At 62.1% G+C, this 22,274-nt stretch carries 21 protein-coding genes; 11 read left to right on the top strand and 10 right to left on the bottom strand.

Annotated elements, in window-relative coordinates; translation table 11 throughout:
* Positions 1 to 317 precede the first annotated feature (317 nt).
* From ACSSVH_RS07035 to ACSSVH_RS07025, 3 genes are read left to right on the top strand one after another with little or no spacing between them, the layout of a single operon-like run.
* On the top strand, positions 318 to 1,676 hold the full coding sequence (locus ACSSVH_RS07035) for a TolC family outer membrane protein (RefSeq protein ID WP_169955621.1): 1,359 nt from the start codon (positions 318 to 320) through the stop codon (positions 1,674 to 1,676).
* Between the two features lie 22 nt (positions 1,677 to 1,698).
* On the top strand, positions 1,699 to 3,858 hold the full coding sequence (locus ACSSVH_RS07030) for a type I secretion system permease/ATPase (protein WP_492634268.1): 2,160 nt from the start codon (positions 1,699 to 1,701) through the stop codon (positions 3,856 to 3,858).
* Between the two features lie 10 nt (positions 3,859 to 3,868).
* On the top strand, positions 3,869 to 5,224 hold the full coding sequence (locus ACSSVH_RS07025; protein ID WP_169955619.1) for an HlyD family type I secretion periplasmic adaptor subunit: 1,356 nt from the start codon (positions 3,869 to 3,871) through the stop codon (positions 5,222 to 5,224).
* A 120-nt stretch (positions 5,225 to 5,344) separates the two neighbouring features.
* Here ACSSVH_RS07025 and ACSSVH_RS07020 read toward each other — a convergent pair whose 3' ends face one another.
* Together ACSSVH_RS07020 and ACSSVH_RS07015 are read right to left on the bottom strand one after the other, a co-directional pair.
* Complete coding sequence (locus ACSSVH_RS07020) at positions 5,345 to 5,941, bottom strand: tRNA-uridine aminocarboxypropyltransferase (RefSeq protein ID WP_492634267.1); 597 nt, start codon at positions 5,939 to 5,941, stop codon at positions 5,345 to 5,347.
* 2 nt (positions 5,942 to 5,943) lie between these two features.
* Positions 5,944 to 6,837 carry a LysR family transcriptional regulator gene (locus ACSSVH_RS07015; RefSeq protein WP_169955617.1) on the bottom strand — a complete coding sequence of 298 codons (894 nt, stop codon included), beginning with the start codon at positions 6,835 to 6,837 and terminating at the stop codon, positions 5,944 to 5,946.
* Positions 6,838 to 7,124: 287 nt separating this feature from the next.
* Between ACSSVH_RS07015 and speB the strand changes: the two genes are divergently transcribed.
* Positions 7,125 to 8,075, top strand: coding sequence for an agmatinase (speB, locus tag ACSSVH_RS07010; RefSeq protein ID WP_170043278.1), 951 nt, complete (start codon positions 7,125 to 7,127; stop codon positions 8,073 to 8,075).
* Positions 8,076 to 8,128: 53 nt separating this feature from the next.
* Entirely contained in the window at positions 8,129 to 9,511 is a 1,383-nt protein-coding gene (locus ACSSVH_RS07005) for a sodium:solute symporter family protein (RefSeq protein ID WP_170043277.1), read from the top strand.
* Positions 9,512 to 9,708: 197 nt separating this feature from the next.
* On the opposite strand, the gene ACSSVH_RS07000 is transcribed toward ACSSVH_RS07005, so the two are convergent.
* A complete protein-coding gene (locus ACSSVH_RS07000; RefSeq protein ID WP_003210728.1) occupies positions 9,709 to 9,831 on the bottom strand; it encodes a PA1414 family protein in 123 nt (40 codons plus the stop codon).
* A 139-nt stretch (positions 9,832 to 9,970) separates the two neighbouring features.
* Entirely contained in the window at positions 9,971 to 10,864 is an 894-nt protein-coding gene (gene ptrR, locus ACSSVH_RS06995) for a putrescine utilization regulator PtrR (RefSeq protein ID WP_170043276.1), read from the bottom strand.
* Positions 10,865 to 10,965: 101 nt separating this feature from the next.
* Between ptrR and ACSSVH_RS06990 the strand changes: the two genes are divergently transcribed.
* On the top strand, positions 10,966 to 12,129 hold the full coding sequence (locus ACSSVH_RS06990) for a YbfB/YjiJ family MFS transporter (RefSeq protein ID WP_492634266.1): 1,164 nt from the start codon (positions 10,966 to 10,968) through the stop codon (positions 12,127 to 12,129).
* Here ACSSVH_RS06990 and ACSSVH_RS06985 read toward each other — a convergent pair.
* On the bottom strand, positions 12,119 to 12,526 hold the full coding sequence (locus ACSSVH_RS06985; protein ID WP_172313364.1) for a DUF2177 family protein: 408 nt from the start codon (positions 12,524 to 12,526) through the stop codon (positions 12,119 to 12,121). The two genes, ACSSVH_RS06990 and ACSSVH_RS06985, sit on opposite strands and share 11 nt — an antisense overlap.
* 66 nt (positions 12,527 to 12,592) lie before the next feature.
* On the bottom strand, positions 12,593 to 13,429 hold the full coding sequence (locus ACSSVH_RS06980; protein WP_038446825.1) for a CvfB family protein: 837 nt from the start codon (positions 13,427 to 13,429) through the stop codon (positions 12,593 to 12,595).
* Positions 13,430 to 13,763: 334 nt separating this feature from the next.
* Here ACSSVH_RS06980 and ACSSVH_RS06975 point away from each other — a divergent pair, with 334 nt between their 5' ends.
* From ACSSVH_RS06975 to ACSSVH_RS06965, 3 genes are all read left to right on the top strand, one after another.
* Positions 13,764 to 13,943 (top strand): PFL_1563 family small protein, encoded by a 180-nt coding sequence (locus ACSSVH_RS06975; RefSeq protein WP_007946007.1) that lies wholly within the window; start codon positions 13,764 to 13,766, stop codon positions 13,941 to 13,943.
* A 216-nt stretch (positions 13,944 to 14,159) separates the two neighbouring features.
* Positions 14,160 to 14,882 (top strand): TorF family putative porin, encoded by a 723-nt coding sequence (locus tag ACSSVH_RS06970; protein ID WP_169955611.1) that lies wholly within the window; start codon positions 14,160 to 14,162, stop codon positions 14,880 to 14,882.
* A gap of 66 nt (positions 14,883 to 14,948) precedes the next feature.
* Positions 14,949 to 15,815, top strand: coding sequence for a DUF6279 family lipoprotein (locus ACSSVH_RS06965; RefSeq protein WP_492634265.1), 867 nt, complete (start codon positions 14,949 to 14,951; stop codon positions 15,813 to 15,815).
* Between the two features lie 15 nt (positions 15,816 to 15,830).
* Here the strand turns inward: ACSSVH_RS06965 and ACSSVH_RS06960 are convergent, their stop codons facing one another.
* The 3 genes from ACSSVH_RS06960 to ACSSVH_RS06950 all read right to left on the bottom strand — a co-directional run bounded on the left by ACSSVH_RS06960 (position 15,831) and on the right by ACSSVH_RS06950 (position 18,875).
* Entirely contained in the window at positions 15,831 to 16,640 is an 810-nt protein-coding gene (locus ACSSVH_RS06960) for a copper resistance protein B (RefSeq protein WP_492634264.1), read from the bottom strand.
* A 10-nt stretch (positions 16,641 to 16,650) separates the two neighbouring features.
* A complete protein-coding gene (locus ACSSVH_RS06955; protein WP_492634263.1) occupies positions 16,651 to 18,387 on the bottom strand; it encodes a copper resistance system multicopper oxidase in 1,737 nt (578 codons plus the stop codon).
* Between the two features lie 98 nt (positions 18,388 to 18,485).
* Positions 18,486 to 18,875, bottom strand: a complete 390-nt coding sequence (locus tag ACSSVH_RS06950; protein WP_169955607.1) for a transcriptional regulator — start codon at positions 18,873 to 18,875, stop codon at positions 18,486 to 18,488.
* A 155-nt stretch (positions 18,876 to 19,030) separates the two neighbouring features.
* Here ACSSVH_RS06950 and ACSSVH_RS06945 point away from each other — a divergent pair, with 155 nt between their 5' ends.
* Positions 19,031 to 19,306 (top strand): hypothetical protein, encoded by a 276-nt coding sequence (locus ACSSVH_RS06945; RefSeq protein ID WP_170043270.1) that lies wholly within the window; start codon positions 19,031 to 19,033, stop codon positions 19,304 to 19,306.
* A 48-nt stretch (positions 19,307 to 19,354) separates the two neighbouring features.
* Here ACSSVH_RS06945 and ACSSVH_RS06940 read toward each other — a convergent pair whose 3' ends face one another.
* Positions 19,355 to 20,701, bottom strand: a complete 1,347-nt coding sequence (locus tag ACSSVH_RS06940; RefSeq protein ID WP_169955605.1) for a DEAD/DEAH box helicase — start codon at positions 20,699 to 20,701, stop codon at positions 19,355 to 19,357.
* 193 nt (positions 20,702 to 20,894) lie between these two features.
* Between ACSSVH_RS06940 and ACSSVH_RS06935 the strand changes: the two genes are divergently transcribed.
* Positions 20,895 to 22,193 carry a mechanosensitive ion channel family protein gene (locus ACSSVH_RS06935; RefSeq protein WP_169955604.1) on the top strand — a complete coding sequence of 433 codons (1,299 nt, stop codon included), beginning with the start codon at positions 20,895 to 20,897 and terminating at the stop codon, positions 22,191 to 22,193.
* Positions 22,194 to 22,274 lie beyond the last annotated feature (81 nt).

Here is a 22,274-nt window from a genome sequence, read left to right as displayed (position 1 = left end):
ACAAGTGACAAAAAACCGTCACCCTGAAATTCCCTTTTTTCCGCTACCCCATCATCCGCTTGCACTTGCGATTGAACTTTCCAAGAGCCTCAAAACGCGCCGAAGCGCACATAACTCAAGGCTTGTGCTTTGAACAATGTCTTGCTTCGCGCAGAACGCATAAGTTTTTTTGGACATAACCATTATGAGAAATCCTTCTTAGGTCCTCCCGCAAATGTTCTTAGCTCTGTTGTTACAAGCCTGAGACGGTTTGACCCCTTAAATTCGTCAAATAAATGGCGACAGACCAGCAACATTGATACACAGGAGAGGTACCCATGCGCGTCTTTACCCCCCTCTGCAGCGCGATTCTGATCGCCATGGCCTGCACCAACACCCAAGCGATGTCGCTGACCCAAGCGATCCAAAGCACGCTGGACACTCACCCGGAACTCAATGCCAGCCGTAATAGCCGGCTGTCGGCTGATGAAGATGTGAAAGTCGCCAAGGGCGGTTTCTACCCCAGCCTCGACCTCAACGCCGCCTACGGCCGCGGTTACAGCGACAACAGCACCACCCGCGCCCGTGGCGGCAACCACCACACCGAGACCGACAACTACACCCAGTCGGAACTGCGCCTGCGCCAGATGCTGTTCGACGGTTTCAACACCTCCAACGAAGTGCAGCGCACCGGGGCGGTGGTCAACTCCCGCGCCTATTACACCCGGGGCACCGCCGAAAGCCTGGCCCTGCGCACCGTCGAGGTGTACCTGGAAGTGCTCAAGCGCCGCGACCTGCTGACACTGGCCAAGAACAACCTCCAGGCGCACCTGCGGGTCACCGACCAGATTGGCCTGCGCACCGAGCGCGGTATCGGCAGCACCGCTGACCGCGATCAGTCCACCGCCCGCCGGGCCCTGGCAGACAACAACTACCAGACCGCCCTGGTCGACCTGCAAGACGCCGAATCGAACTTCTACAGCGTGGTCGGGCGCATGCCGGACGAACTGGAAAGCCCGGCCTCGATCAAGGGCGAACTGCCCAGCGACCAACTCGGCGCCCGGCGCAGCATGCTGGAGAACAACCCCTATCTGAAATCGGCCCAGTCCGACGTGATGGCCGCCGAGAGCCAGTACGAAGTGGCCAAGTCGCCGTTCTACCCACGCTTCGATGCCGAGGCGGCGGTGGGTGCCAATAACAATGTGCAGGGCGACCTGGGCCACGACAACGAATGGCGGGTGGGCGTGGTGATGAACTACAACCTGTTCCGTGGCGGCAGCGACAAGGCCCGCCTGGCGTCGGACTCGCACAAGATCAACCAGGCCATGGACATCCGCAACAACGCCCTGCGCATGCTCAACGAGAACCTCAACCTGGCCTGGCATGCCATGGACAACGCGCGCATCCAGACCCCCACCGCCCGCGAATACGCCGAAACCACCCAGCGCGTACGCGCGGCCTACCAGGACCAGTTCGGCCTGGGCCAACGCACCCTGCTGGACCTGTTGGACAGTGAAAACGAGCTGTACAACGCCAATCGGCGCTACACCGAAGTGCGCTACACCGAAGAGTTCTCCATGTACCGCGTGCTGGCCAACATGGGCGAGTTGCTGAACAAGGAGCGCGTGGTGGTGCCGGCCGAAGCCATTGCCCAGTCGGAAGTCAGAAGCGAAGCCCACCTGCCTGACCTGAAGTAGCCAACACGTGGAGCAGATCGCCGTGAGCCAGATGGAACCGTTGAACCCGGGTGTCGACCCGCGCCAGAGCTTTGATGACCCGTTGCTCGACGGCCTGCTGATCCTGTGCAAGCTGCACGGCTGTACCGTCAGCCGCTCCAGCCTGAGCGCCGGCCTGCCCTTGGCAGAGCAACGCCTGAGCCTGGACTTGCTGCCACGGGCGGCGGCCCGGGCCAGCTTGCAGGCGCGGGTATTGCGCCGGGACTTGAAGGCCATCTCGGCGTTGAACCTGCCAGTGCTGTTGCTGCTCAAAGAAGGCCGCTGCGCGGTGCTGCGGCGCTGGGGCGAGGATGGCCAGGCGCTGATCCTGCCCAGCGAAGCCGAGGGCGGCGAACAGTGGGTCAGCCGCGAGGAGCTCGAGGCGGCCTACAGCGGCCAGGCCCTCTTCGCCCGGCCCCGGCACGAGATCGAAGACCTGCGCGCGCCGCTGGTGCCCCGGGTCGAGGCGTGGTTTCGCGACACCCTGAAGCTATCGCGCTGGCTGTACAGCGATGCGATCCTCGCCAGTTTGCTGATCAACCTGCTGGGCCTGATGGTGCCGCTGTTCGTCATGCAGACCTACGACCGCGTGGTGCCGAACCAGGCCACCTCGACCTTGTGGGTGCTGGTGATCGGCCTGCTGATCGGCACGGGCTTCGAGCTGGTGCTGCGAGTGGTACGCGCCCATCTGCTGGACACCGCCGGCAAAAAGACCGATGTGATTCTTTCCGCCACCCTGTTCGAGCGCATCACCGGCATGTCGATGAAAGCGCGCCCCGCGACCATCGGCGGTTTTGCCCAGAGCATCCATGACTTCCAGGGCCTGCGCGAATTCCTCACCGCCGTGACCCTCACCAGCCTGATCGACCTGCCTTTCGCCGTGCTGATGCTGGTGGTGATCAGCCTGCTCGGCGGCTGGCTGGTGATCATCCCGTTGTGTGCGTTCCCGCTGACCATCGGCTTTGCGATGCTGATCCAGGCGCGCCTGCGCGACACCGTGCAAAAAAGCCTGAGCCTGGGTGCCGAACGCCAGGCACTGTTGATCGAAACCCTCAGCGGCCTGGAAACCCTCAAGGCCTGCAGCGCCGAAAGCGAGCGCCAGCACCAGTGGGAAAGCACCCACGGCGCCCTCACCCGCCTCGACAGCCACGCGCGCAACCTCTCGGCGCTGGCCACCAATGGCACGCTGTTCATCCAGCAGTTTTCCGGGATGGCCACGATTGTCGCCGGGGTCTACAGCATCATCGCCGGCAGCCTCAGCGTCGGCGCGCTGGTGGCCACCTACATGCTCGGCAGCCGGGTACTGGCGCCGCTGGGGCAGATCGCCGGGTTGATCACCCGCTACCAGCAGGCGCAGTTGACCATGCGCAGCACCGACGCGCTGATGGCCCTGCCCCAGGAGCGCGACCCGCAGCAGCGCCCACTGGAACGCACGCAACTGAGCGGCGCCCTGGAAGTCAGCCAGGTCACCTTCCGCTACGCCGGGCAAAATGCCCCGGCCCTGAGCCAGGTCAGTTTCCAGCTCAAGGCCGGCGAACGCGTGGGGATTATCGGCCGCAGCGGCTCGGGCAAAAGCACCCTGGGCCGCCTGGTGATGGGCTTTTACGCGCCAGAAGAAGGCCAGTTGCTGCTCGATGGCCTCGACCTGCGCCAATTGGATGTGGCCGACCTGCGCCAGCAAGTGGGTTATGTGGCCCATGACCTGCCGCTGTTGGCCGGCAGCCTGCGCGATAACCTGACCCTGGGCGCGCGCTACATCAGCGATGCGCGGATGCTCGAAGTGGCCGAATTGACCGGTGTCAGCGAACTGGCCCGCCAGCACCCACAAGGCTTCGACCGGCCGGTGGGCGAGCGCGGGCAGTTGCTGTCCGGCGGCCAGCGCCAGGCGGTGTTGCTGGCCCGCGCGCTGCTGCTCGACCCGCCGATCCTGCTGCTGGACGAACCCACCAGCGCCATGGATAACAGCAGCGAAGAAACCCTGCGCCAGCGCCTGGAACTGTGGGTCAAGGGCAAGACGTTGCTCTTGGTCACACACCGCACCTCGATGCTCAGCCTGGTCGACCGCCTGATCGTGCTGGACAACGGCCGCATCGTTGCCGATGGTCCCAAAGAAAGTGTGATCGATGCTCTGCGCAAGGGCCGTGTCGGCTCGGCCGCCGTCTAGGAGCCCCACCATGTCAGCCACTCCCACGTCACCGGGCTATTTCAAGAGTTTTGGCAAAACCGCCGACAGCGAATTCATGCCCGAACTGGCGGGCGCTGCGCTGCAGGACTCGCCGCGCCGCTCACGGATTATCGTGTGGCTGACCGCCGGCCTGATCATCTGCGCCCTGCTATGGGCCAACTTTGCCGTACTCGATGAAGTGACCATGGGCGAAGGCAAGGCCATCCCGTCGAGCAAGGTGCAAGTGATCCAGAACCTGGAGGGCGGCATCGTCACCCAGATTTATGTGCGTGAAGGGCAGATGGTGGACAAGGGCGACAAACTGCTGCAACTGGACGACACGCGGTTCCGCTCGAACAAGGGCGAAAGCGAAGTCGACCGGTATGCCCTCACCGCCCAGGTCGAGCGCCTGTCGGCCGAGGCCGAGGGGCGGCCGTTCAAATTGTCCGATGAAGTGATCGCCAAGGCCCCGCAAGTGGCCGAAGACGAACGTTCACTGTTCGAACAACGCCAGCGCCGCTTGAGCAGCGAGCAACGGACCTTGAGTGAACAACTGCGGCAGAAAACCCAGGAACTGGCGGAGTTTCGCTCCAAGCAGGGCCAATTCAGCTCCAGCCTGGCGCTATTGCAACAAGAGATGAACATGTCGGCGCCCCTGGTGGGCACCGGTGCGGTATCACCGGTGGAAATCCTGCGCCTCAAACGTAGCGCCGTGGAGATCCGCGGTTCGCTGAACGCCACCACCCTGGCGATCCCCCGGGCGGAATCGGCGATCAATGAGATCAAGAGCAAAATCGACGAATCGGTACAGACCTTCCGCTCGGAAGCCGCCAAGGAACTCAACGAAAAACGCACCGACCTGTCAAAAATCACCGCCACGAGCATCGCCATCGATGACCGCGTCAGCCGCACCACCGTGGTCTCGCCGGTGCATGGGGTGATCAAGCAATTGAAGGTCAACACCATCGGCGGCGTCGTCCAGCCAGGCAGCGACATGGTGGAAATCGTCCCGCTGGAAGACAACCTGCTGATCGAGGCCAAGGTGCGGCCCCAGGACGTGGCGTTCTTGCATCCGGGGCAGAAGGCGATGGTCAAGTTCAGTGCCTATGACTACACCATCTACGGCGGGCTGGCGGCGAAACTGGAACTGATCGGCGCCGATACGATTACCGACGACAAGGGCAACAGCTTCTACCTGATCCAGGTGCGCACCGATAAGAACCATCTGGGTGGGGAGAAAAAACCGCTGCTGATCATCCCGGGGATGGTGGCGACGGTAGACATCATTACCGGGGAGAAAAGCGTGCTGGATTACTTGCTCAAGCCGGTGTTGAAGGCACGCACGGAGGCGATGCGCGAGCGTTAGCGGTGTTTGGGCGGGCGCCATCGCCGGCAAGCCGGCTCCAACACTGACCGCGCATGTCTTGAGCAACGCGGTCAATGTGGGAGATGGCTTGCCAGCGATGGCCCCACCTCGGTGCCCCTGCTAGTCACCCCCATGATTGCGCTGGAAAACCTCTTCCCCCATCGCCGCAATCTGCCCCTCGATCAGCGCCTCGAACGGCCGCAACAAGGGCTCGAATGACTGCGGCGCCTCCAGCACCTGCAACGCCTGCACGATCGCCTCCACCGTCGACAGCGCCCCCGGCCCCGGTGCCTTGCGCAGCCGGTAGCGGGACACGGCCCCTTCAGCCAGCGTCACCCGTGGCAACGCCGCCAGCAGCGGGTTGAGGTGCAGCAACTTGCGCGCCTTGCGCCAGGTGCCGTCGGGCACCACCAGCAGCAACGGCTGGCTGGATGGGCTGTAGGCCTGCAAAGGCTGCGCATCCTCGGCGGGAAACAGCAGCCGCGCCTGATAGCCCGGCGGGTTGAGCAAGGCCTGCAAGTCTTCGAATACTTCACCTACCACCAGTTGCGCATTCACCAGGCCCAACGCGGCCAGGCGTGCGGTGTTGAGCGCATGGTTGACCTCGCTGGGATGCTGCAACAGCAACACCCGGGTGCGGCTGTCGAGGCGCGGGATCAGTGCGCACAGGCAGTGGGTGGTTGGCCGCAGGCAGCGGGGGCATTGGGGTCTGGACATGTTCAGGCCTGATTGAGCTGTGCTTTGAGTAAATCGCGGAAGGTCTGGATCAACGGCTCGCGGCTGCGCCCACGGCGCATGATCAGCGAAAACGGCGCCTGGTAGCCAAAGGTCGCCGGCAGCAGCACCCGCAAGTCGCCCTTGTCGGCCCAGGCCTGGGCGTAGTGTTCGGGCAAATAGCCGATGTAGGCGCCGGACAGCACCAGGATCAACTGCGCCTCCATACTTTCTACGGTGGCGGCGCTGTGCTTGAAGCCGTGGCGCGCCAGTTCCGCCTGGCTCCAGTAACCGCGCCCGACCATGCGTTGCTGGGTGATCACCTGCTCCGGAATGCGCCTTTCGCTGAACAGCGGATGCCGCGAGCTGCAATAGAGCCAGTGCTGTTCGCGGTACAGCGGCATGTAGACCAAGCCGCTCATGCGGTTGGAGAAGGCGCCGATGGCGAGGTCCAGGCGATTGTCCTGCACCCCCAGTTGCAGTTCGTAGGGGCTCATGACCGATAAGTGCAGATGCACCGCCGGGTGCTCAAGGCTGTAGGCGCCGATGACTTCGGCGAATGGCAGGGCCTTGTCGCTGACCGTGGAGTCGAGCACACCCAGCTTGAGCGTGCCGCGCAGTTCGCCCTTGAGCGCCGCCGCGTATTGCTCGAAGCCCTCCAGTTCGCCCAGCAGGCGCAGGGTCTCCTGGTGAAACAACTCACCCTTGCTGGTCAGGCTGAAGCCGCCACGCCCGCGATGGCACAACACCAGGCCCAACGCGCCTTCCAGCTGGCTCATGTAGGTGCTGATGGCCGAGGTCGACAGGTTGAGCTCGTGCTGGGCACTGGCAAACCCTTGGTGGCGCACCACGCTTGCGAAGATGCGCAACAGTTTCAGGTCGGGCAAGGCGCTGGCCATGGAACCTCCAGGCAAAAAATCGGCTGACAGGCCCATTCCCTGTAGGAGCGAGCTTGCTCGCGAAAAACCTGAGAGCGCCGCGTACATTCTGAATGCCCGCGTAATCGTTAACGTTTTTCGCGAGCAAGCTCGCTCCTACAGGGAACAGGGTTTGCAACCCGGTGGAGTCTACCCCAGGCATTAGTTCAGAAAAATCTGAACTAAGTATTTCCCCACAGCGATTCTTCCCTTGTCTGGCATTTCGCAGAATCGACCCCTGATAACCACAACAACGATGAGGCCCTGCCGTGGACAAGATCTTTCACCAACCACTGGGCGGCAACGAAATGCCGCGCTTTGCCGGCATCGCCACCATGATGCGCCTGCCCCACCTGCAAACCGCCGCCGGCCTGGATGCGGCCTTTATCGGCGTGCCCCTGGACATCGGCACTTCGCTGCGCGCCGGCACCCGCTTCGGGCCGCGTGAAATCCGCGCCGAATCGGTGATGATCCGCCCCTACAACATGGCCACCGGCGCTGCGCCGTTCGACTCGCTGTCGGTGGCCGATATCGGCGATGTGGCGATCAACACCTTCAACCTGCTGGACGCCGTGCGCATCATCGAAGAGTCCTACGATGAGATCCTCAAGCACGATGTGATCCCGCTGACCCTGGGCGGCGACCATACCATCACCCTGCCGATCCTGAGGGCGATCCACAAGAAGCACGGCAAGGTCGGGCTGGTGCATATCGATGCCCACGCCGACGTCAACGACCATATGTTCGGCGAGAAAATCGCCCACGGCACCACCTTCCGCCGGGCCGTCGAAGAAGGCCTGCTCGATTGCGACCGCGTGGTGCAAATCGGCCTGCGCGCCCAGGGCTATACCGCCGAAGACTTCAACTGGAGCCGCAAACAGGGGTTTCGCGTGGTCCAGGCCGAAGAGTGCTGGCACCACTCCCTCGCGCCGTTGATGGCCGAAGTCCGGGAGAAAGTCGGCGGTGGCCCGGTGTACCTGAGCTTCGACATCGACGGCATCGACCCGGCCTGGGCGCCGGGCACCGGCACCCCGGAAATCGGCGGGCTGACCACCATCCAGGCGATCGAGATCATCCGTGGCTGCCAGGGCCTGGACCTGATTGGTTGTGACCTGGTGGAGGTTTCGCCGCCCTACGACACCACCGGCAACACCTCGTTGCTGGGCGCCAACCTGCTGTACGAAATGCTCTGCGTACTGCCGGGCGTCACGCACCGTTGATGTAGCGCGCTACCTGATCAGTCAATAAAAACAATAACTGGAGAAGCGCCACCATGGCCCTGGATCTGTTCGTCGTACTTATCTACGCCGCCGGCATGCTTGTGCTCGGCTATTTCGGCATGCGCCGGGCCAAGACCCATGAAGACTACCTGGTCGCCGGGCGCAACCTGGGGCCGACGCTGTACATGGGCACCATGGCCGCGACGGTGCTGGGCGGCGCGTCCACGGTGGGCAGCGTGCGCCTGGGCTATGTGCATGGCATTTCCGGTTTCTGGCTGTGCGCGGCGCTGGGCACAGGGATCATTGCGCTGAACCTGTTTCTGGCCAAACCCTTGCTCAAGTTGAAAATCTTCACCGTGACCCAGGTCCTGGAGCAGCGCTACAACCCCACGGCCCGCCAGGCCAGCGGCCTGATCATGCTGGCCTACGCGCTGATGCTCGCGGTGACCTCGATCCTGGGGATTGGTACCGTATTGCAAGTGATGTTCGACCTGCCGTTCTGGGCTGCCATCCTGCTGGGCGGTGGCGTGGTGCTGGTGTATTCGACCATCGGCGGCATGTGGTCGCTGACCCTGACCGATATCGTACAGTTCGTGATCAAGACCATCGGCCTGATGTTTATCCTGCTGCCGATCTGCCTGTACCGCGTAGGCGGCTGGGATGAGCTGGTGGCCAAGCTGCCGGCGGCCAGTTTCAGCTTCACCAGCATCGGCTGGGACACCATCATCACCTACTTCATGATCTACTTCTTCGGCATCCTGATCGGCCAGGACATCTGGCAACGGGTATTTACCGCCCGCGACGCAAAGGTCGCCCAGTATGCGGGGACCTTCGCCGGTTTCTACTGCATCCTCTACGGCCTGGCCTGCGCCCTGATCGGCATGGCGGCCCACGTGCTGATCCCAGACCTGGACAACGTCAACAACGCCTTCGCCGCCATCGTCAAACTGTCGTTGCCCGATGGCCTGCGCGGCCTGGTGATTGCGGCGGCCCTGGCGGCGATGATGTCCACCGCCAGCGCCGGCCTGCTCGCCGCATCCACTGTGCTTACCGAGGACCTGCTGCCGCGCCTGCGCGGCGGCAAGCAGTCGAGCCTGAACATCAACCGCCTGTTCACCCTGCTGACCGGCTGCGCCGTGCTGGCTATCGCCCTGGTAGTCAGCGATGTGATCAGCGCACTGACCCTGGCCTATAATCTGCTGGTTGGCGGCATGCTGATCCCATTGATCGGGGCGATCTACTGGAAACGTGCCACTACGGCGGGCGCGATCAGCGCCATGGCATTGGGGTTTGTCACATCCCTGGGGTTCATGATCAAGGATGGTTTGGAGGCAAACACACCGATCTACTACAGCCTGGGCGTGAGTGTGGTGAGTTTTGTGCTGGTGAGTGTGCTGTCGCGTCGGCCAGAGGTGGCCGCGGCCGACGCAGCCTGAGTGAAGCTGGCTTGAGCGGGTGCGATAAACACCAAACAAAAAATGGGAGCGGGCTTGCCCGCGATTACGGTAGGTCAGTCAAACTTTCAGTGACTGATTTAGCGTAATCGCGAGCAAGCCCACTCCCACATCGAATCTGCGGTGTTGCGTGCTCCTACAACCGCGCTCAAACCCTGTGTCTGAGCGCTTTTGCGGACTTACCTGCGACGCGGGCGGCGCTGTTCGTCATCGGTGCGGATTGGCACCGGTTGCAGCGGTGGCTCGATCAAGCCGAGTGCGACGCCGAGGTCGTGCAGCCAGTTTTGCAGTTTTTCTTTCATGGTGCCCCCTTTGAGGGTAGTGCCGAGCAGCTGGAATTCTGTGGCTGCTTCCTACAGATAGTAGTACTAAGTCCTACGCAATGCTTGCCTGAAACCGCAACGAACCATTACTGAATTGATACAAATCCTGACGGGGTGGTCAGGCAATCGCGTGCGCCTGCTGTTCTGGACGCGTCTTGCCCGCTTGCTGCAGGTCAATCCACGCGTTGAGATTAGCGCCGAGCATGCCCTTGCGCCACATCAGCCAGGTGGTGGCATGGGCAAATGGCTCGGCCAGGGGGTGGATCGATACACTGTCCTTGCCCGGCAGACTGTCGAGCATCGACTCGGACATCAACGCGACCCCGGAACCGGCGATCACGCACGCAAGCATGCCTTGATAGGACTCGATCTCGATGGCCCGGCCCATGGCCACGCGATCGTGGGAAAACCACGCCTCCAGGCGCGCCCGATAGGAACAACTGCGTCGGAAGGTGAACACCGCGCGCCCGGCCACATCCTGCGGGCCGCGTACCGGTGGGTGGTCCGCCTCGCAAATCAGCAGCAAACGTTCCTCGCACAATGGCACACCATCCAGGGTCGCCAACGCCAGCGGGCCATCCACCAATGCCGCATCCAGGCGCCCGGTGATCAGGCCCTCGAGCAGCTCGCCACTGGGCGCCGACTGCACTTGCAGGTTCACCATCGGGTAAGCCTTGTGATAGCGCGCCAGCAGTTTTGGCAAATGGATCGCGGCGGTGCTGTACATGCTGCCCAGCACAAAGTCCCCGGCCGGCTGCCCGCCCTGCACGGCGCCGTGCGCTTCATCATGCAGGGCCAACAGCCGCGTGCTGTAGTCGAGCAGCACCTTGCCCGCGGGCGACAGTTGCAGGCGCTGGCGCTCGCGCACGAACAACTCGACACCCAATTGCTCTTCCATTTGCTTGAGCCGGGTCGAAAGGTTCGACGGCACCCGGTGCAGACGCTCTGCAGCACGGGTGATGGAGCCCTCCTCGGCCACGGCCTGGAAAATACGCAATTGGCTGAACTCCACGACCATTCTCCTTAACTGAACAAGTTGCTCAGTATTATTCATTTTTACTGAACAACAATCCACCTTAACCTGGGGTCATCGCTTCTGCAGGAAGGTGCCCCATGTCTCCCCTGATCCGTTTACTCGCCAGTTTTATCGCCCTGATGATGGCCATGGGCATTGGCCGCTTCGCCCTTACCCCACAGATGCCGCACTTGCTCAGCGAAGGGCAAATCGACCTGACCGAGGCCGGGCTGATCGCCGCAGCCAACTACTTGGGCTACTTCGTGGGGGCCGTGGACTCGATGTTCGCGCGCAGTCATCACCACATACGCGGGCGGTTGCTCGGCGGGTTGTGGTTGTGTGTGCTGCTGACCCTGGCGTCGTTCTGGGCCAACGGCTTCTGGTCGCACCTGCTGCTGCGCTTTGGCACGGGCGTGGCCAGCGCCTGGGTGCTGGTGATGATTACCGGCCTGAGCCAACCCCTGGCGATTGCCGCCGGGCGCCCGCGGCTGGGCGCATTGGTGTTTGCCGGGCCGGGGCTGGGGATCCTGCTGACGGGATTGCTGGCACTGGCCTCCAACCTGCTGGGCAAGGATTCGGCGACGCTGTGGCTGGTGTATGGCGTGGTCGCTCTGGGCATGTTGCTGGTGATCCTGCCATTGCTGCCCAAGCCGCACAGGGGGGAGCTACAAAGCAGCGCCGCTGCCGGGCGCAACGCCAGCATCGCGCATCTGGGCTGGGTTTACCTGCTGTATGGCCTGGGCTACATCATTCCCGCCACCTTCCTCTCGCAAATGGCCAGCGCGCAGTTCCAGGGCGCCTGGCAGGCAGACCTGTTCTGGCCATGCTTTGGCTTGGCGGCGGCCCTGGGCGTGTTGCTGGTCAGCCTGCGCAAGCCCAACCCCGACACCACGCGCTACTGGTTGATGGCCACACTATGGCTGCAAGCGGCTGGCGTCTTCGCGTGTTTGTTGGGCAATGGCGTGGGTTTGGCCCTGGGCGTCGTGCTCTGCGGGCTGCCGTTCCTGGCGTGCATGCAACTGGTGATGCAACGCCTGCGAGAAATCGCGCCCCACGCGGCGCAACGCGGCACGGGGTTGCTGACGGCGTGCTTTGCCCTGGGCCAGTTGAGTGGGCCGTTGCTGGCCTCGTTAAGCAGTCACCTGAGCGGCGGCTTGCAACCGGCACTGATCGTTGCGGGCAGCGGCCTGATACTGGCCGGCGCATTGCTGCTTCGACCTGCCCGGGCACTGATTGATTGCCGCGCGCGGGTCAGCCGCTGACGCGCCGCGCCGCCCCGTACCCCAACGAGCAACAGGCCGCCGTGAGGCAGGTGCCCCACGCCATGTCCATCAATGCGAGGCCCGCAGACCAGCCTTGCAAGGTCGCCCAGTTGCTCAGGTCATAGGTGCCATAGGCGACCAACCCGAGCAACGCGCCCAGGCGGGCTGCCCGTTGCCAGCCACCACTAGCCAGCGCCGGCACCACCACAAAGGCTACACAGCCCAATACATAAAGGAAGTAGAACAGCGCCGCCGGCAGCCATCGCGGTTGTTCAAGCATCAGCGGCCCCAGCAAGGCCTTGTAGGTCGGCCCCATCAACACGCCAAGCCAGAGGCCATCGAGCACCAAAAAAGCCAATAACGTACCGAAGTAAGCAAACACGACTTTTTTGCCCATGGCGACAACCTACTGTAGGAGCCGGCTTGCCGGCGATAGCGACTCCTACCCAAGAGCAGCTTGCAGTCAGCTTAGTTCAATACGATCGGCATGAATCACGATCTGACCCTGCTTGTACAGCGCACCAATGGCCTTCTTGAAGTTGCCCTTGCTCACGCCAAACAAGTTGCTGATCACGGTCGGATCGCTCTTGTCGCTGACCGGCAGGCTGCCGTTGTTTTCACGCAACTTGGCGAGGATCTTCGAGTTCAGGCTGGACGCCGCTTGCTCGCCGACCGGCTGCAGGCTCAGGCTGATATTGCCATCGGCGCGGATTTCCTTGATGAAGCCCTTCTCTTCCTTGCCCGGACGCAGGAACTTGAACACTTCGTTCTTGTGGATCAGGCCCCAGTGCTTGTTGTTGATAATTGCCTTGAAGCCCATATCAGTGGCTTCGGCAACCAGCAAGTCGACTTCCTGACCCACGGTGTAGTTGGCCGGCGTCTTGTCCAGGTAACGGTCCAGGCGCGCGGTGGCGGTGATGCGCTTGGTGTGTTTGTCGAGGTAGACGTGCACCACGCAGTATTCACCGGCGGTCAGTTGGCGCTTTTCCTCGGAGTAAGGCAGCAGCAGGTCCTTGGGCAGGCCCCAGTCGAGGAACACCCCGATACTGTTGACTTCGACCACTTTCAGGCTGGCAAACTCACCCACCTGCACTTTTGGTTTTTCAGTGGTGGCGATAAGTTTGTCATCGCTGTCCAGATAAATAAAAACGTTAAGCCAGTCTTCATCTTCACTGGGAATATCTTTGGGAATATAACGATTGGGCAAGAGGATTTCGCCATCTTGCGCACCGTCCAGATACAAACCAAAGTTAGTGTGTTTAACCACTTGCAAACTGTTGTAGCGCCCGACTAAAGCCATTTCCAATACCCTCATTGCGTGGGCGGCATTCTACCCGAGTTGAAGGCGGCGGTCCCGTGTCCGGGCGCGCAACCCTGAAAAATCGCGGGTTTGCCGGGCAGTTGTGGGCAATTGCCCCGCTCGTCAGGTCAAGCCCGAGCTGTGCAGCAATGGCCAGGTGCTGTTTTTACCCATGGTTTCTATTTAAAACAGCGAGTTAGGGCCTTCGATCAAAGACCAACTTCGGGCTTTTATAATAGCGCAGCTTATTCCTGGGAGATATTTACCAAGCAATTGTCAAGCTTTTCATGTACGATGCCTGGCCAAGTTAATTTTCTACAGGTTAGTGGCCGCCATGCGCGTAAAAGCATCCAACAGCAAAGCAAAGCCAGCTCCCGCCGTTGAAACCAGCGAATCGATCAACAACCAAATCGCCGCGTTCCTCAAGTCCGGTGGCGAAATCCAGCAGATCGCCAAGGGCGTGAGCGGCCAGACTTTCGGCCCGTCCAAGCAGATCACCCTGGGTAAAAAGTAAGCGCGCAGCCGCCTACGCACCCCACCTGGTCCCTAAGCGCCTTGCCATCAAGGCGCTAGGACTAGAGCAAGCAACCTCCCCCTGACACACATTCAACTGCGCCAATCGACGAACGGGCCTCAACCCCGGACTTTCGCCGGTATGCTTGCACACCTCTAGAACGGGCGTTTGCCCGATTCCTTCGGTTACTGCTCCTCGCTTTTCATGGAGTGACGCATGCTCAAGCCCTGCATATTCCTGGTCAGCGCCCTGCTCGCCAGCCCCCTCGCCCAAGCGCAGGTTTTCCAGCGTGAACTGGGCGACTTCGACTTGAAACTGGGAACCACCCCCAGCCGCAGCATGGCCCAGGGCCTGGTCAAACCCACCGCTCCGGGCAGCAACTCGTTCCACGGCGGCCTCGACCTCACCCACGCCAGCGGCCTGTATTTCGGCCAGTTTTCACCGAGCATGGGCCTGTCGCCCGCCAGCAACCTCGAAGTCGATTCCTACATGGGCTTCAAGCGCCCGTTCGACCAGACCCTGGGCTATGAGCTGGGGATGATTCACTACAGCTACCCCAAGCTCAGCCCCCTCGACAGCCAGGAGTTCTACGGCGGCCTGAACCTGCTGGGCAATCGGTTTGGCGTGTCACTGGGCAACGACCCCGACCGGCGCGACAGCACCCTGTTTGCCGACCTGGGCGGGACCCAACCCTTCGGCATTGGCGTGAGCATGAAGTACACCACTCATCAGTTGGGCGCCCCAGCCTCGGTGGAGGGCGGCTCAATCCGCAGCTTCAGCGACTGGTCGGTGAAATTCTCGCGGCCATGGATGGGCATGGACCTGGACCTGATTTACAGCGACTCCAGCCTCAACGGCAGCGACTGCTCGGCCTACTCCGGACACAATTCGCAATGTGATGGCCTGTTGACCCTAAAGGCCGAGCGGTCGTTTTATTGATGGGCTGAACTGTCACGCCCCCGGCGGGTTCAGATGAACATCCCTGGTCTGTGCAAGGACTCGCCCATGCTGCGTCGGTTAAGAATCCTGGTGGCCTTGCTGGCCCTGAGCGTCCTGCTGGCCGGCTGCAATCGCGTGGGCCTGGCCTATCGCAATCTCGATGTGATCATCCCATGGACACTCAACGACTACCTGGACATGAACGCCGGGCAGAAAAGCTGGTTCAACGACACCCTCAAGGAACACCTGGCCTGGCACTGCACCACCCAATTGCCCGGCTACCTGGACTGGCTCGACCGCCTGCAACAGATGGTCGACAACCATCAAGTCAGCGATGCCGCCCTGCAAACCCGCACCCTCGAAGCCAAGCAGGCAATCGCCGACGTCGCCCGGCAGATTACCCCGTCAGCCATCGAGTTGCTGCGTGGGCTGGATGAGCAGCAGGTGCGCGAGATGGATCAAGCGCTGGCCAAGGACCTGCGCAAACGCCAGGACGAATACCTCAAGCCGCCCTTGGAACAGCAGATCAAGGACCGCAGCGAGCGCATGAGCGAACGCTTGAATGCCTGGCTTGGCCCGTTGAGCACCAGCCAGCAGGAGCGTGTGCGGGCCTGGTCCACCGCCCTCGGTGCGCAGAACCAGCAATGGATCGGCAACCGCGCCCATTGGCAGGCGCAGTTCATCGCAGCAGTCAATCAACGGGCCAGTAGCGATTTCCCGCGCAAGATGGAGCAACTGCTGGTGGACCGTGAAAGCCTGTGGACGGCGGACTATCGCCAGGCCTACGCCCAGACCGAAGCGGCGGCCCGCAGCCTGCTGGTGGACTTGATGGCCGAAAGCACCGTGCAGCAACGCCAGAAGCTGGTGCAGCGGATCGATAAGGTGCGCAGCGACTTCCAGGCACTCAAGTGCCTCAAGGGCAGCGCGGCCTAGGCGACTGCAGCGCCCTCAGAACCACAGGCGCACGCCCAGGACCCAGCGCACTTCGCTGCGGTCCTCGCCCTCATCCCTGGCGTATTCGGCCGTCTGGCCATAGGCGCGATTCCAGGTCACGCCGACATAAGGGGCAAACTCGCGGCGGATTTCGTAACGCAGCCGCACCCCGACCTCGGTGTCCGCAAGGCCGGAACCAATCCTTCTCTGAGGGTCGTTTTTCCCGTAGACGTTGGCCTCGGCGGTGGGCTGCAGCACCAGGCGATTGCTCAGCAAAATGTCGTAGTCGCCCTCCAGGCGCGCGGCAGTCTGGCCACCTTCACCGACAAACAGCGTGGCCTCGGCCTCGAAGTTGTACAGGGCCATGCCTTGCAGGCCCAGCGCCGCCCAACTCTGGCTGTCGCCCGGCTTGAAATCCTGGCGCATACCGGCCACTACATCCCACCAGGGGCTAATGGCGTGGCCCCATAACGCCTGGACCTCGGCCTTTTCGGTATTGCCCTTGGCGCGCTCGCCCTCGCTGCGCAGCCATAGGCGATCGATATCCCCGCCGACCCAACCCTTGGCATCCCAGCTCACGGCATGGCCATCGCCGGCCCCCTGCCATTCCAGCTGGTTGATCACAAACAGTGAGTTGATAGCGCTGTCATGCACCACATGCCCACCCGGCGCGTCGTACACCGCTGCGCGGTCGGCATCGGTCAGCAGCGGGATCGGCGTGCGGCTCTGGCTGGGCGGCGTCATGCCGTGCATCTGGCTGTGGGCCAGCGCTACGGGGGCGAATGTCGTAATCAGCAGCGCAACGCGGCGAAATAGAGGGTTCATGCTCGGCTCCTCACTCTTGCACCCGGACTTCACGGAACATGCCCATTTCCATGTGGTACAGCAGATGGCAGTGGAAGGCCCAGCGCCCCAGGGCATCGGCCGTCACCCGGTAGCTGCGGCGGGAACCTGGCGGCATATCGATGGTGTGTTTGCGCACCATAAACTGGCCGTTTTCGTCTTCCAGGTCGCTCCACATGCCATGCAGATGGATGGGGTGGGTCATCATGGTGTCGTTGACCAGCACCAGCCGCACGCGCTCGCCATAGGTCAGCCGCAGCGGCTCGGCATCGGAGAACTTCACCCCGTCGAAGGACCAGGCGAACTTCTCCATATGCCCGGTCAGGTGCAACTCGATGGTACGGCCGGGTTCGCGGCCATCGGGGTCGGCAAAGCTGCTGCGCAAGTCGGCATAGGTCAGGACCTTGCGCCCGTTGTTGCGCAGGCCCATACCCGGATCATCGAGCTTGGGTGAGGTGCTCATGGCCTGCATGTCCACCAGCGGGTTATTGGTTTCGCTGGCCGGGTGGCCTTGCATCGGCATCGCCATCCCTGCCATTGCGCCGTGGTCCATGCCGGGCATCGCACTGTGGTCCATGCCAGGCATAGCCCCCGTGGCACCGTGATCCATGCCGCCCATGCCCATGTCGTCCATGGTCAACCAGGGGCGCGGGTCCAGCGCGGGAACCGGCGCCCGCAAGCCCGGCTGGCGGCTGAGAGTGCCGCTGGCGTAGCCGGTGCGGTCCATGGATTGGGCGAACAGGGTGTAGGCCGCCTCGCTCGGTTCGACGAGCACGTCGTAGGTCTCGGCCACGGCGATGCGCAACTCGTCCACGCTGACCGGTTTTACCGGCTGGCCATCGGCAGCCACCACCGTCATCTTCAGGCCCGGAATACGCACATCGAAGTAGGTCATGGCCGAACCGTTGATCAACCGCAGACGGATCTTCTCACCGGCGCGAAACAGCCCGGTCCAGTTTTGCGCAGGTGGCTGGCCGTTCATCAAGAAGGTGTAGGTCGCGCCGCTGACATCCGCCAAGTCCGTGGGATTCATCTTCATTTGCGCCCACATCAGACGGTCGGCAGCGGTGGCCGACCAGCCCTTGTCGGCCACATCCTTGATGAAGTCGCCCACGGTGGGTTTATGGAAATTGTAGTAATCGGACTGTTTCTTCAGGGTCTTCATCAGGCTGGCGGGATCTTCATCGGTCCAGTCCGTGAGCATCACCACATAGTCGCGCTGGTAGGTGAAGGGTTCCGGCTCCCGCGGATCGATCACCAGCGGGCCATAGACCCCTTGTTGCTCCTGGAACCCGGAGTGGCTGTGATACCAGTAGGTGCCGTGCTGGTTGACCTTGAACTGGTAGACATACACCCCGCCTGGCTCGATCCCCTTGAAACTCAGGCCCGGCACGCCATCCATATTGGCCGGCAGGATAATCCCATGCCAGTGGATCGACGTCGGCTGCGCCAGGCGATTGCGCACGCGCAGGGTCACGGTATCGCCTTCACGCCAGCGCAGCAGCGGGCCCGGCAGGCTGCCGTTGATCGTCAGCGCGGTGCGCACGTGGCCGGTGATATTGACCGCAGTCTGGCCGATAGACAGCTCGAACTCGCGGCCCGCCAGCACACCAGGCTCCCCGGGGCTGGCCAGGGCCCAGACCGGTGGCCGCCACAGGCCTGCGCCGCCCAGCAGGCCGGCCGCAGCCAAGCCTTTGACGAAGGTTCGTCGAGAAGTGTTGGAGTGCATGCCGATTCCATTCCCGTCAATTGAATGACCGCAGAGTAGGGACCGGCGCCTGTCAGTTGGCTTAGCGCCAGATTACCTATTTGACAGTTTGCGCGTGCTCAGGCGATCTGCGCCTTGGAGGCCACCACCTCGAACGTCGCCGGGTCCAGCGCGTCAGCCTGCTCGTCCAGCACCTGGCGCGGATGATTGTTACCCGGGATGGAGCTGTCGATCAGCGCCAGCAGCCGCGCACCCAGCGGCGTCAAAATGAAGTTCTCACCGTTGCCGCCCTCATCCTCGGGCCGGGACTCGATAAAGCCGCGCTTGAACAACAATGCCTCGTAGTCGGCGGCAGTCTTTTTCAGCGCATCAAGGTCACCGTTGAACTCGCCGGCCGTGGCCTTCTCGGCGGCTTCCTGTTCGGCATATTTGCGCGGGGCAAAGCTGCCCTCGCCGTTTTGCACTTCATGCAATAGACGTTCGATCAGATCCCAATTGTAAGTGCTCATCCTCAATCCTCCTGCAGGCACACCGGCTGGCTGCCTTCAAAGGTTGTGACCTGTGGGTGCGGGCGCCGTTCAGCCGGGTCGACGGGCGTGATTGCACTGAACTTTTCGCCGGCCGGTGCCCTCAACCGGGTATCACCGCCAAGGAGGTCTACCCCATGAAAACCCTGATGCAACTGGCTGTCGCCGCCACCCTGTTGAGCGCCTTGCCCGCCTGGGCCTGTACCCCGGAAGAAGCCACGCAAAAACGCGAACAACTGGCCAAGGAGGTCAGCACCCTCACCCAGCAGAACCCGACCAAGGCCAAGGAAATCAACGACGAACTGCAGCAGATGGACCTGGACACCGAAAGCGCGAAGTTTCCGGACAAGTGCCAGTTGATCGAGGCGCGGCTCAAGGAGTTGAAGGAAGCGGCGGCCAAGGCGAAAAACTGAGGGCATAAAAAAACCGGACATTGTCCGGTTTTTTAGTGCGCTGGCGTATTACTCGGCAGCTGGCGCTTCTGGCTTGCGGCGCTTGAGCGGCGCCATGCCGTCCTTGCTGACCAACGACAGGTTGTCGGTCTTCGGCCGGTTGGCGATCTTGCGCTTGGTCGGCGACTTGGCGCCGGTTTTCTTCTTGTCGCCCTTGGCGTCGACCTTTTTCTTCTTCACGCCCACGGCCTTGCCCGAAGCCTTGACCTTCTTCGGCCCGGTGTAGGTGCCTTTGACTTCCTTGATGGTGCGGCGCTCGAACGACTGCTTGAGGTAGCGTTCGATGCTCGACATCAGGTTCCAGTCGCCATGGCAGATCAGCGAGATGGCCAGGCCATCGTTGCCGGCACGCCCGGTACGGCCGATACGGTGCACATACTCGTCGCCGCTGCGTGGCATATCGAAGTTGATCACCATGTCCAGGCCTTCGACGTCCAGGCCGCGCGCGGCGACGTCGGTGGCCACCAGGATCTTCACGCCGCCCTGCTTGAGGCGGTCGATGGCCAGCTTGCGGTCCTTCTGGTCCTTCTCACCGTGCAACACAAACGCCTTGTACTCCTGAGCCACCAGGCGCCCGTAGATACGGTCAGCCATGGCCCGGGTGTTGGTGAACACGATGGCCTTCTGATAGGTCTCGTTGGCCAGCAGCCAGTTGAGGATCTGCTCTTTGTGCACATTGTGGTCAGCGGTGATGATCTGCTGACGGGTAGTCGAGTTCAGGTCGCTGACGTTATTGACCTGCAGGTGCTCGGGGTTGTTCAGGACCTTGGCGACCATCTCGCGCAGGGTCGAACCGCCAGTGGTGGCGGAGAACAGCATGGTCTGCTGGCGGTTGACGCATTCTTCGACCAGGCGCTGCACATCGTCGGCAAAGCCCATGTCGAGCATGCGGTCGGCTTCGTCGAGCACCAGCACTTCGACTTCCTTGAGGTCCAGGTTGCCGGCGTTCAATTGCTCGATCATCCGCCCTGGGGTGCCGATCAGGATATCCGGGACCTTGCGCAGCATGGCGGCCTGCACCTTGAAGTCTTCGCCACCGGTGATCAGGCCGGACTTGATGAAAGTGAACTGCGAGAAGCGCTCCACTTCCTTCAAGGTCTGCTGGGCCAGTTCGCGGGTAGGCAGCAGGATCAGGGTCTTGATGCTGACGCGGACCTTGGCCGGGCCGATCAGGCGATTGAGGATTGGCAGGACGAAAGCGGCGGTCTTGCCACTCCCGGTTTGAGCCGTCACCCGCAGGTCACGCCCTTGGAGCGCGAGCGGGATGGCCGCTGCTTGCACAGGCGTAGGCTCGACAAATTTAAGCTCGGCCACGGCTTTGAGCAGGCGTTCGTGCAGGGCGAATTGGGAAAACACGGGTGCTACCTCGAAGAAATACAAAAAATCAGCTGCATAGGGTAACGGTTTCGGGCGCTCAGGCCGAGTTTCTTTACGCGAAGTGGGCCAATCAGGTGGTTTTTTGTCAGGTGATTTGTCTGCCTGCACAACTTTGCAGCACTTAAATGCTCTAATCGCCCCGTCATGTCTTACAGAAGAATCGCGTTAAACCATGGATATCAAACAGCTCTGGCTCAACGTCCAAGACCTCTGGGGTGCCTTGGACCAACACCCGCTGCTGCATTCAAGCCTGGCTTTGCTGGTGCTGTTGGTGGTGGCCCTGCTGGTCGGACGGGTGGCACGCTACCTGATCCTGCATGCCGTCAAGTTGCTCGGCCGCCAACCTGCCCTGCATTGGCTCAATGACCTGCGCCACAACAAAGTCTTCCACCGCCTGGCACAGATGACGCCGTCGCTGGTGATCCAGTTCGGCCTGCACCTGGTGCCGGAATTGAGCAAGACCAGCGCGCTGTTCATCGGCAACGTGGCGCTGGCGTTCACCATCCTGTTCCAGGTATTGGCCATGAGCGCCCTGCTCAACGCCCTGCTGGATATCTACGCCCGCACCGAACATGCCCGCACGCGCTCGATCAAGGGCTATGTGCAACTGGCGAAAATGGTGTTGTTCGTGTTTGGCGCGATCATCATCGTCGCAACCTTGATCGACCGCTCGCCGCTGTTGCTGCTGTCGGGGTTGGGTGCGATGTCGGCGGTGATCCTGTTGGTGTACAAGGACACCTTGTTGTCGTTTGTCGCCAGCGTGCAATTGACCAGCAACGACATGCTGCGAGTCGGCGACTGGATCGAAATGCCCCAGGTCGGCGCCGATGGCGACGTGGTGGACATCACCTTGCATACGGTCAAGGTGCAGAACTTCGACAAGACCATCGTCTCGATCCCTACCTGGCGCTTGATGTCCGAGTCTTTCAAGAACTGGCGCGGCATGCAGGCCTCGGGCGGGCGGCGGATCAAGCGCAGCCTGTTTATCGATGCGGCCGGCGTGCGTTTCCTGCGTGACGATGAAGAAGTGCGGATGACCCAGGTCCACCTGCTGACCGACTACATCAGCCGCAAACAGGCAGAATTGAAAGCCTGGAACGAAGCCCAGGGCCACAGCGCGCAACTGTCGGCCAACCGCCGGCGCATGACCAACCTGGGCACCTTCCGTGCCTATGCCCTGGCGTATCTGAAGAGCCATCCGGATATCCAGCCGAACATGACCTGCATGGTGCGCCAGATGCAGACCACCTCCCAGGGCGTACCGCTGGAAATCTACTGCTTCACCCGCACCACGGCGTGGGCGGATTACGAGCGGATCCAGGGAGATATTTTCGACTACCTGCTGGCGGTGCTGCCGGAGTTTGGCTTGAGCCTGTACCAGCAACCGAGTGGCAACGACCTGCGGGCCGGAGTACTGCCGGCGGTGTTGGGTGCCAGCCATTTGCCGGCACCGGAGAAGGCTACGCTCTAACCAGGCGCGAAGCAGCGCCCCTGTGGGAGCGGGCTTGCCCGCGATAGTGGTGGGTCAGTGAACACAGCTGTTACTGATCGT

It is taken from the genome of Pseudomonas sp. HC1(2025) (genome assembly GCF_058742075.1).
The sequence above is the reverse complement of the archived record's forward strand: the minus strand, read 5'-3'. Positions and strand labels throughout refer to the sequence as shown.

Excerpts from the sequence above, each read along its gene's own strand:
- ACSSVH_RS07035 (WP_169955621.1), top strand. The coding sequence starts at position 318 with ATGCGCGTCTTTACCCCCCTCTGCAGCGCGATTCTGATCGCCATGGCC.
- ACSSVH_RS07025 (WP_169955619.1), top strand. The coding sequence starts at position 3,869 with ATGTCAGCCACTCCCACGTCACCGGGCTATTTCAAGAGTTTTGGCAAA.
- ACSSVH_RS07020 (WP_492634267.1), bottom strand. The coding sequence starts at position 5,941 with ATGTCCAGACCCCAATGCCCCCGCTGCCTGCGGCCAACCACCCACTGC.
- ACSSVH_RS07015 (WP_169955617.1), bottom strand. The coding sequence starts at position 6,837 with ATGGCCAGCGCCTTGCCCGACCTGAAACTGTTGCGCATCTTCGCAAGC.
- ACSSVH_RS07005 (WP_170043277.1), top strand. The coding sequence starts at position 8,129 with ATGGCCCTGGATCTGTTCGTCGTACTTATCTACGCCGCCGGCATGCTT.
- ACSSVH_RS07000 (WP_003210728.1), bottom strand. The coding sequence starts at position 9,831 with ATGAAAGAAAAACTGCAAAACTGGCTGCACGACCTCGGCGTCGCACTC.
- ACSSVH_RS06990 (WP_492634266.1), top strand. The coding sequence starts at position 10,966 with ATGTCTCCCCTGATCCGTTTACTCGCCAGTTTTATCGCCCTGATGATG.
- ACSSVH_RS06985 (WP_172313364.1), bottom strand. The coding sequence starts at position 12,526 with ATGGGCAAAAAAGTCGTGTTTGCTTACTTCGGTACGTTATTGGCTTTT.
- ACSSVH_RS06980 (WP_038446825.1), bottom strand. The coding sequence starts at position 13,429 with ATGGCTTTAGTCGGGCGCTACAACAGTTTGCAAGTGGTTAAACACACT.
- ACSSVH_RS06975 (WP_007946007.1), top strand. The coding sequence starts at position 13,764 with ATGCGCGTAAAAGCATCCAACAGCAAAGCAAAGCCAGCTCCCGCCGTT.
- ACSSVH_RS06970 (WP_169955611.1), top strand. The coding sequence starts at position 14,160 with ATGCTCAAGCCCTGCATATTCCTGGTCAGCGCCCTGCTCGCCAGCCCC.
- ACSSVH_RS06965 (WP_492634265.1), top strand. The coding sequence starts at position 14,949 with ATGCTGCGTCGGTTAAGAATCCTGGTGGCCTTGCTGGCCCTGAGCGTC.
- ACSSVH_RS06960 (WP_492634264.1), bottom strand. The coding sequence starts at position 16,640 with ATGAACCCTCTATTTCGCCGCGTTGCGCTGCTGATTACGACATTCGCC.
- ACSSVH_RS06955 (WP_492634263.1), bottom strand. The coding sequence starts at position 18,387 with ATGCACTCCAACACTTCTCGACGAACCTTCGTCAAAGGCTTGGCTGCG.
- ACSSVH_RS06950 (WP_169955607.1), bottom strand. The coding sequence starts at position 18,875 with ATGAGCACTTACAATTGGGATCTGATCGAACGTCTATTGCATGAAGTG.
- ACSSVH_RS06945 (WP_170043270.1), top strand. The coding sequence starts at position 19,031 with ATGAAAACCCTGATGCAACTGGCTGTCGCCGCCACCCTGTTGAGCGCC.
- ACSSVH_RS06935 (WP_169955604.1), top strand. The coding sequence starts at position 20,895 with ATGGATATCAAACAGCTCTGGCTCAACGTCCAAGACCTCTGGGGTGCC.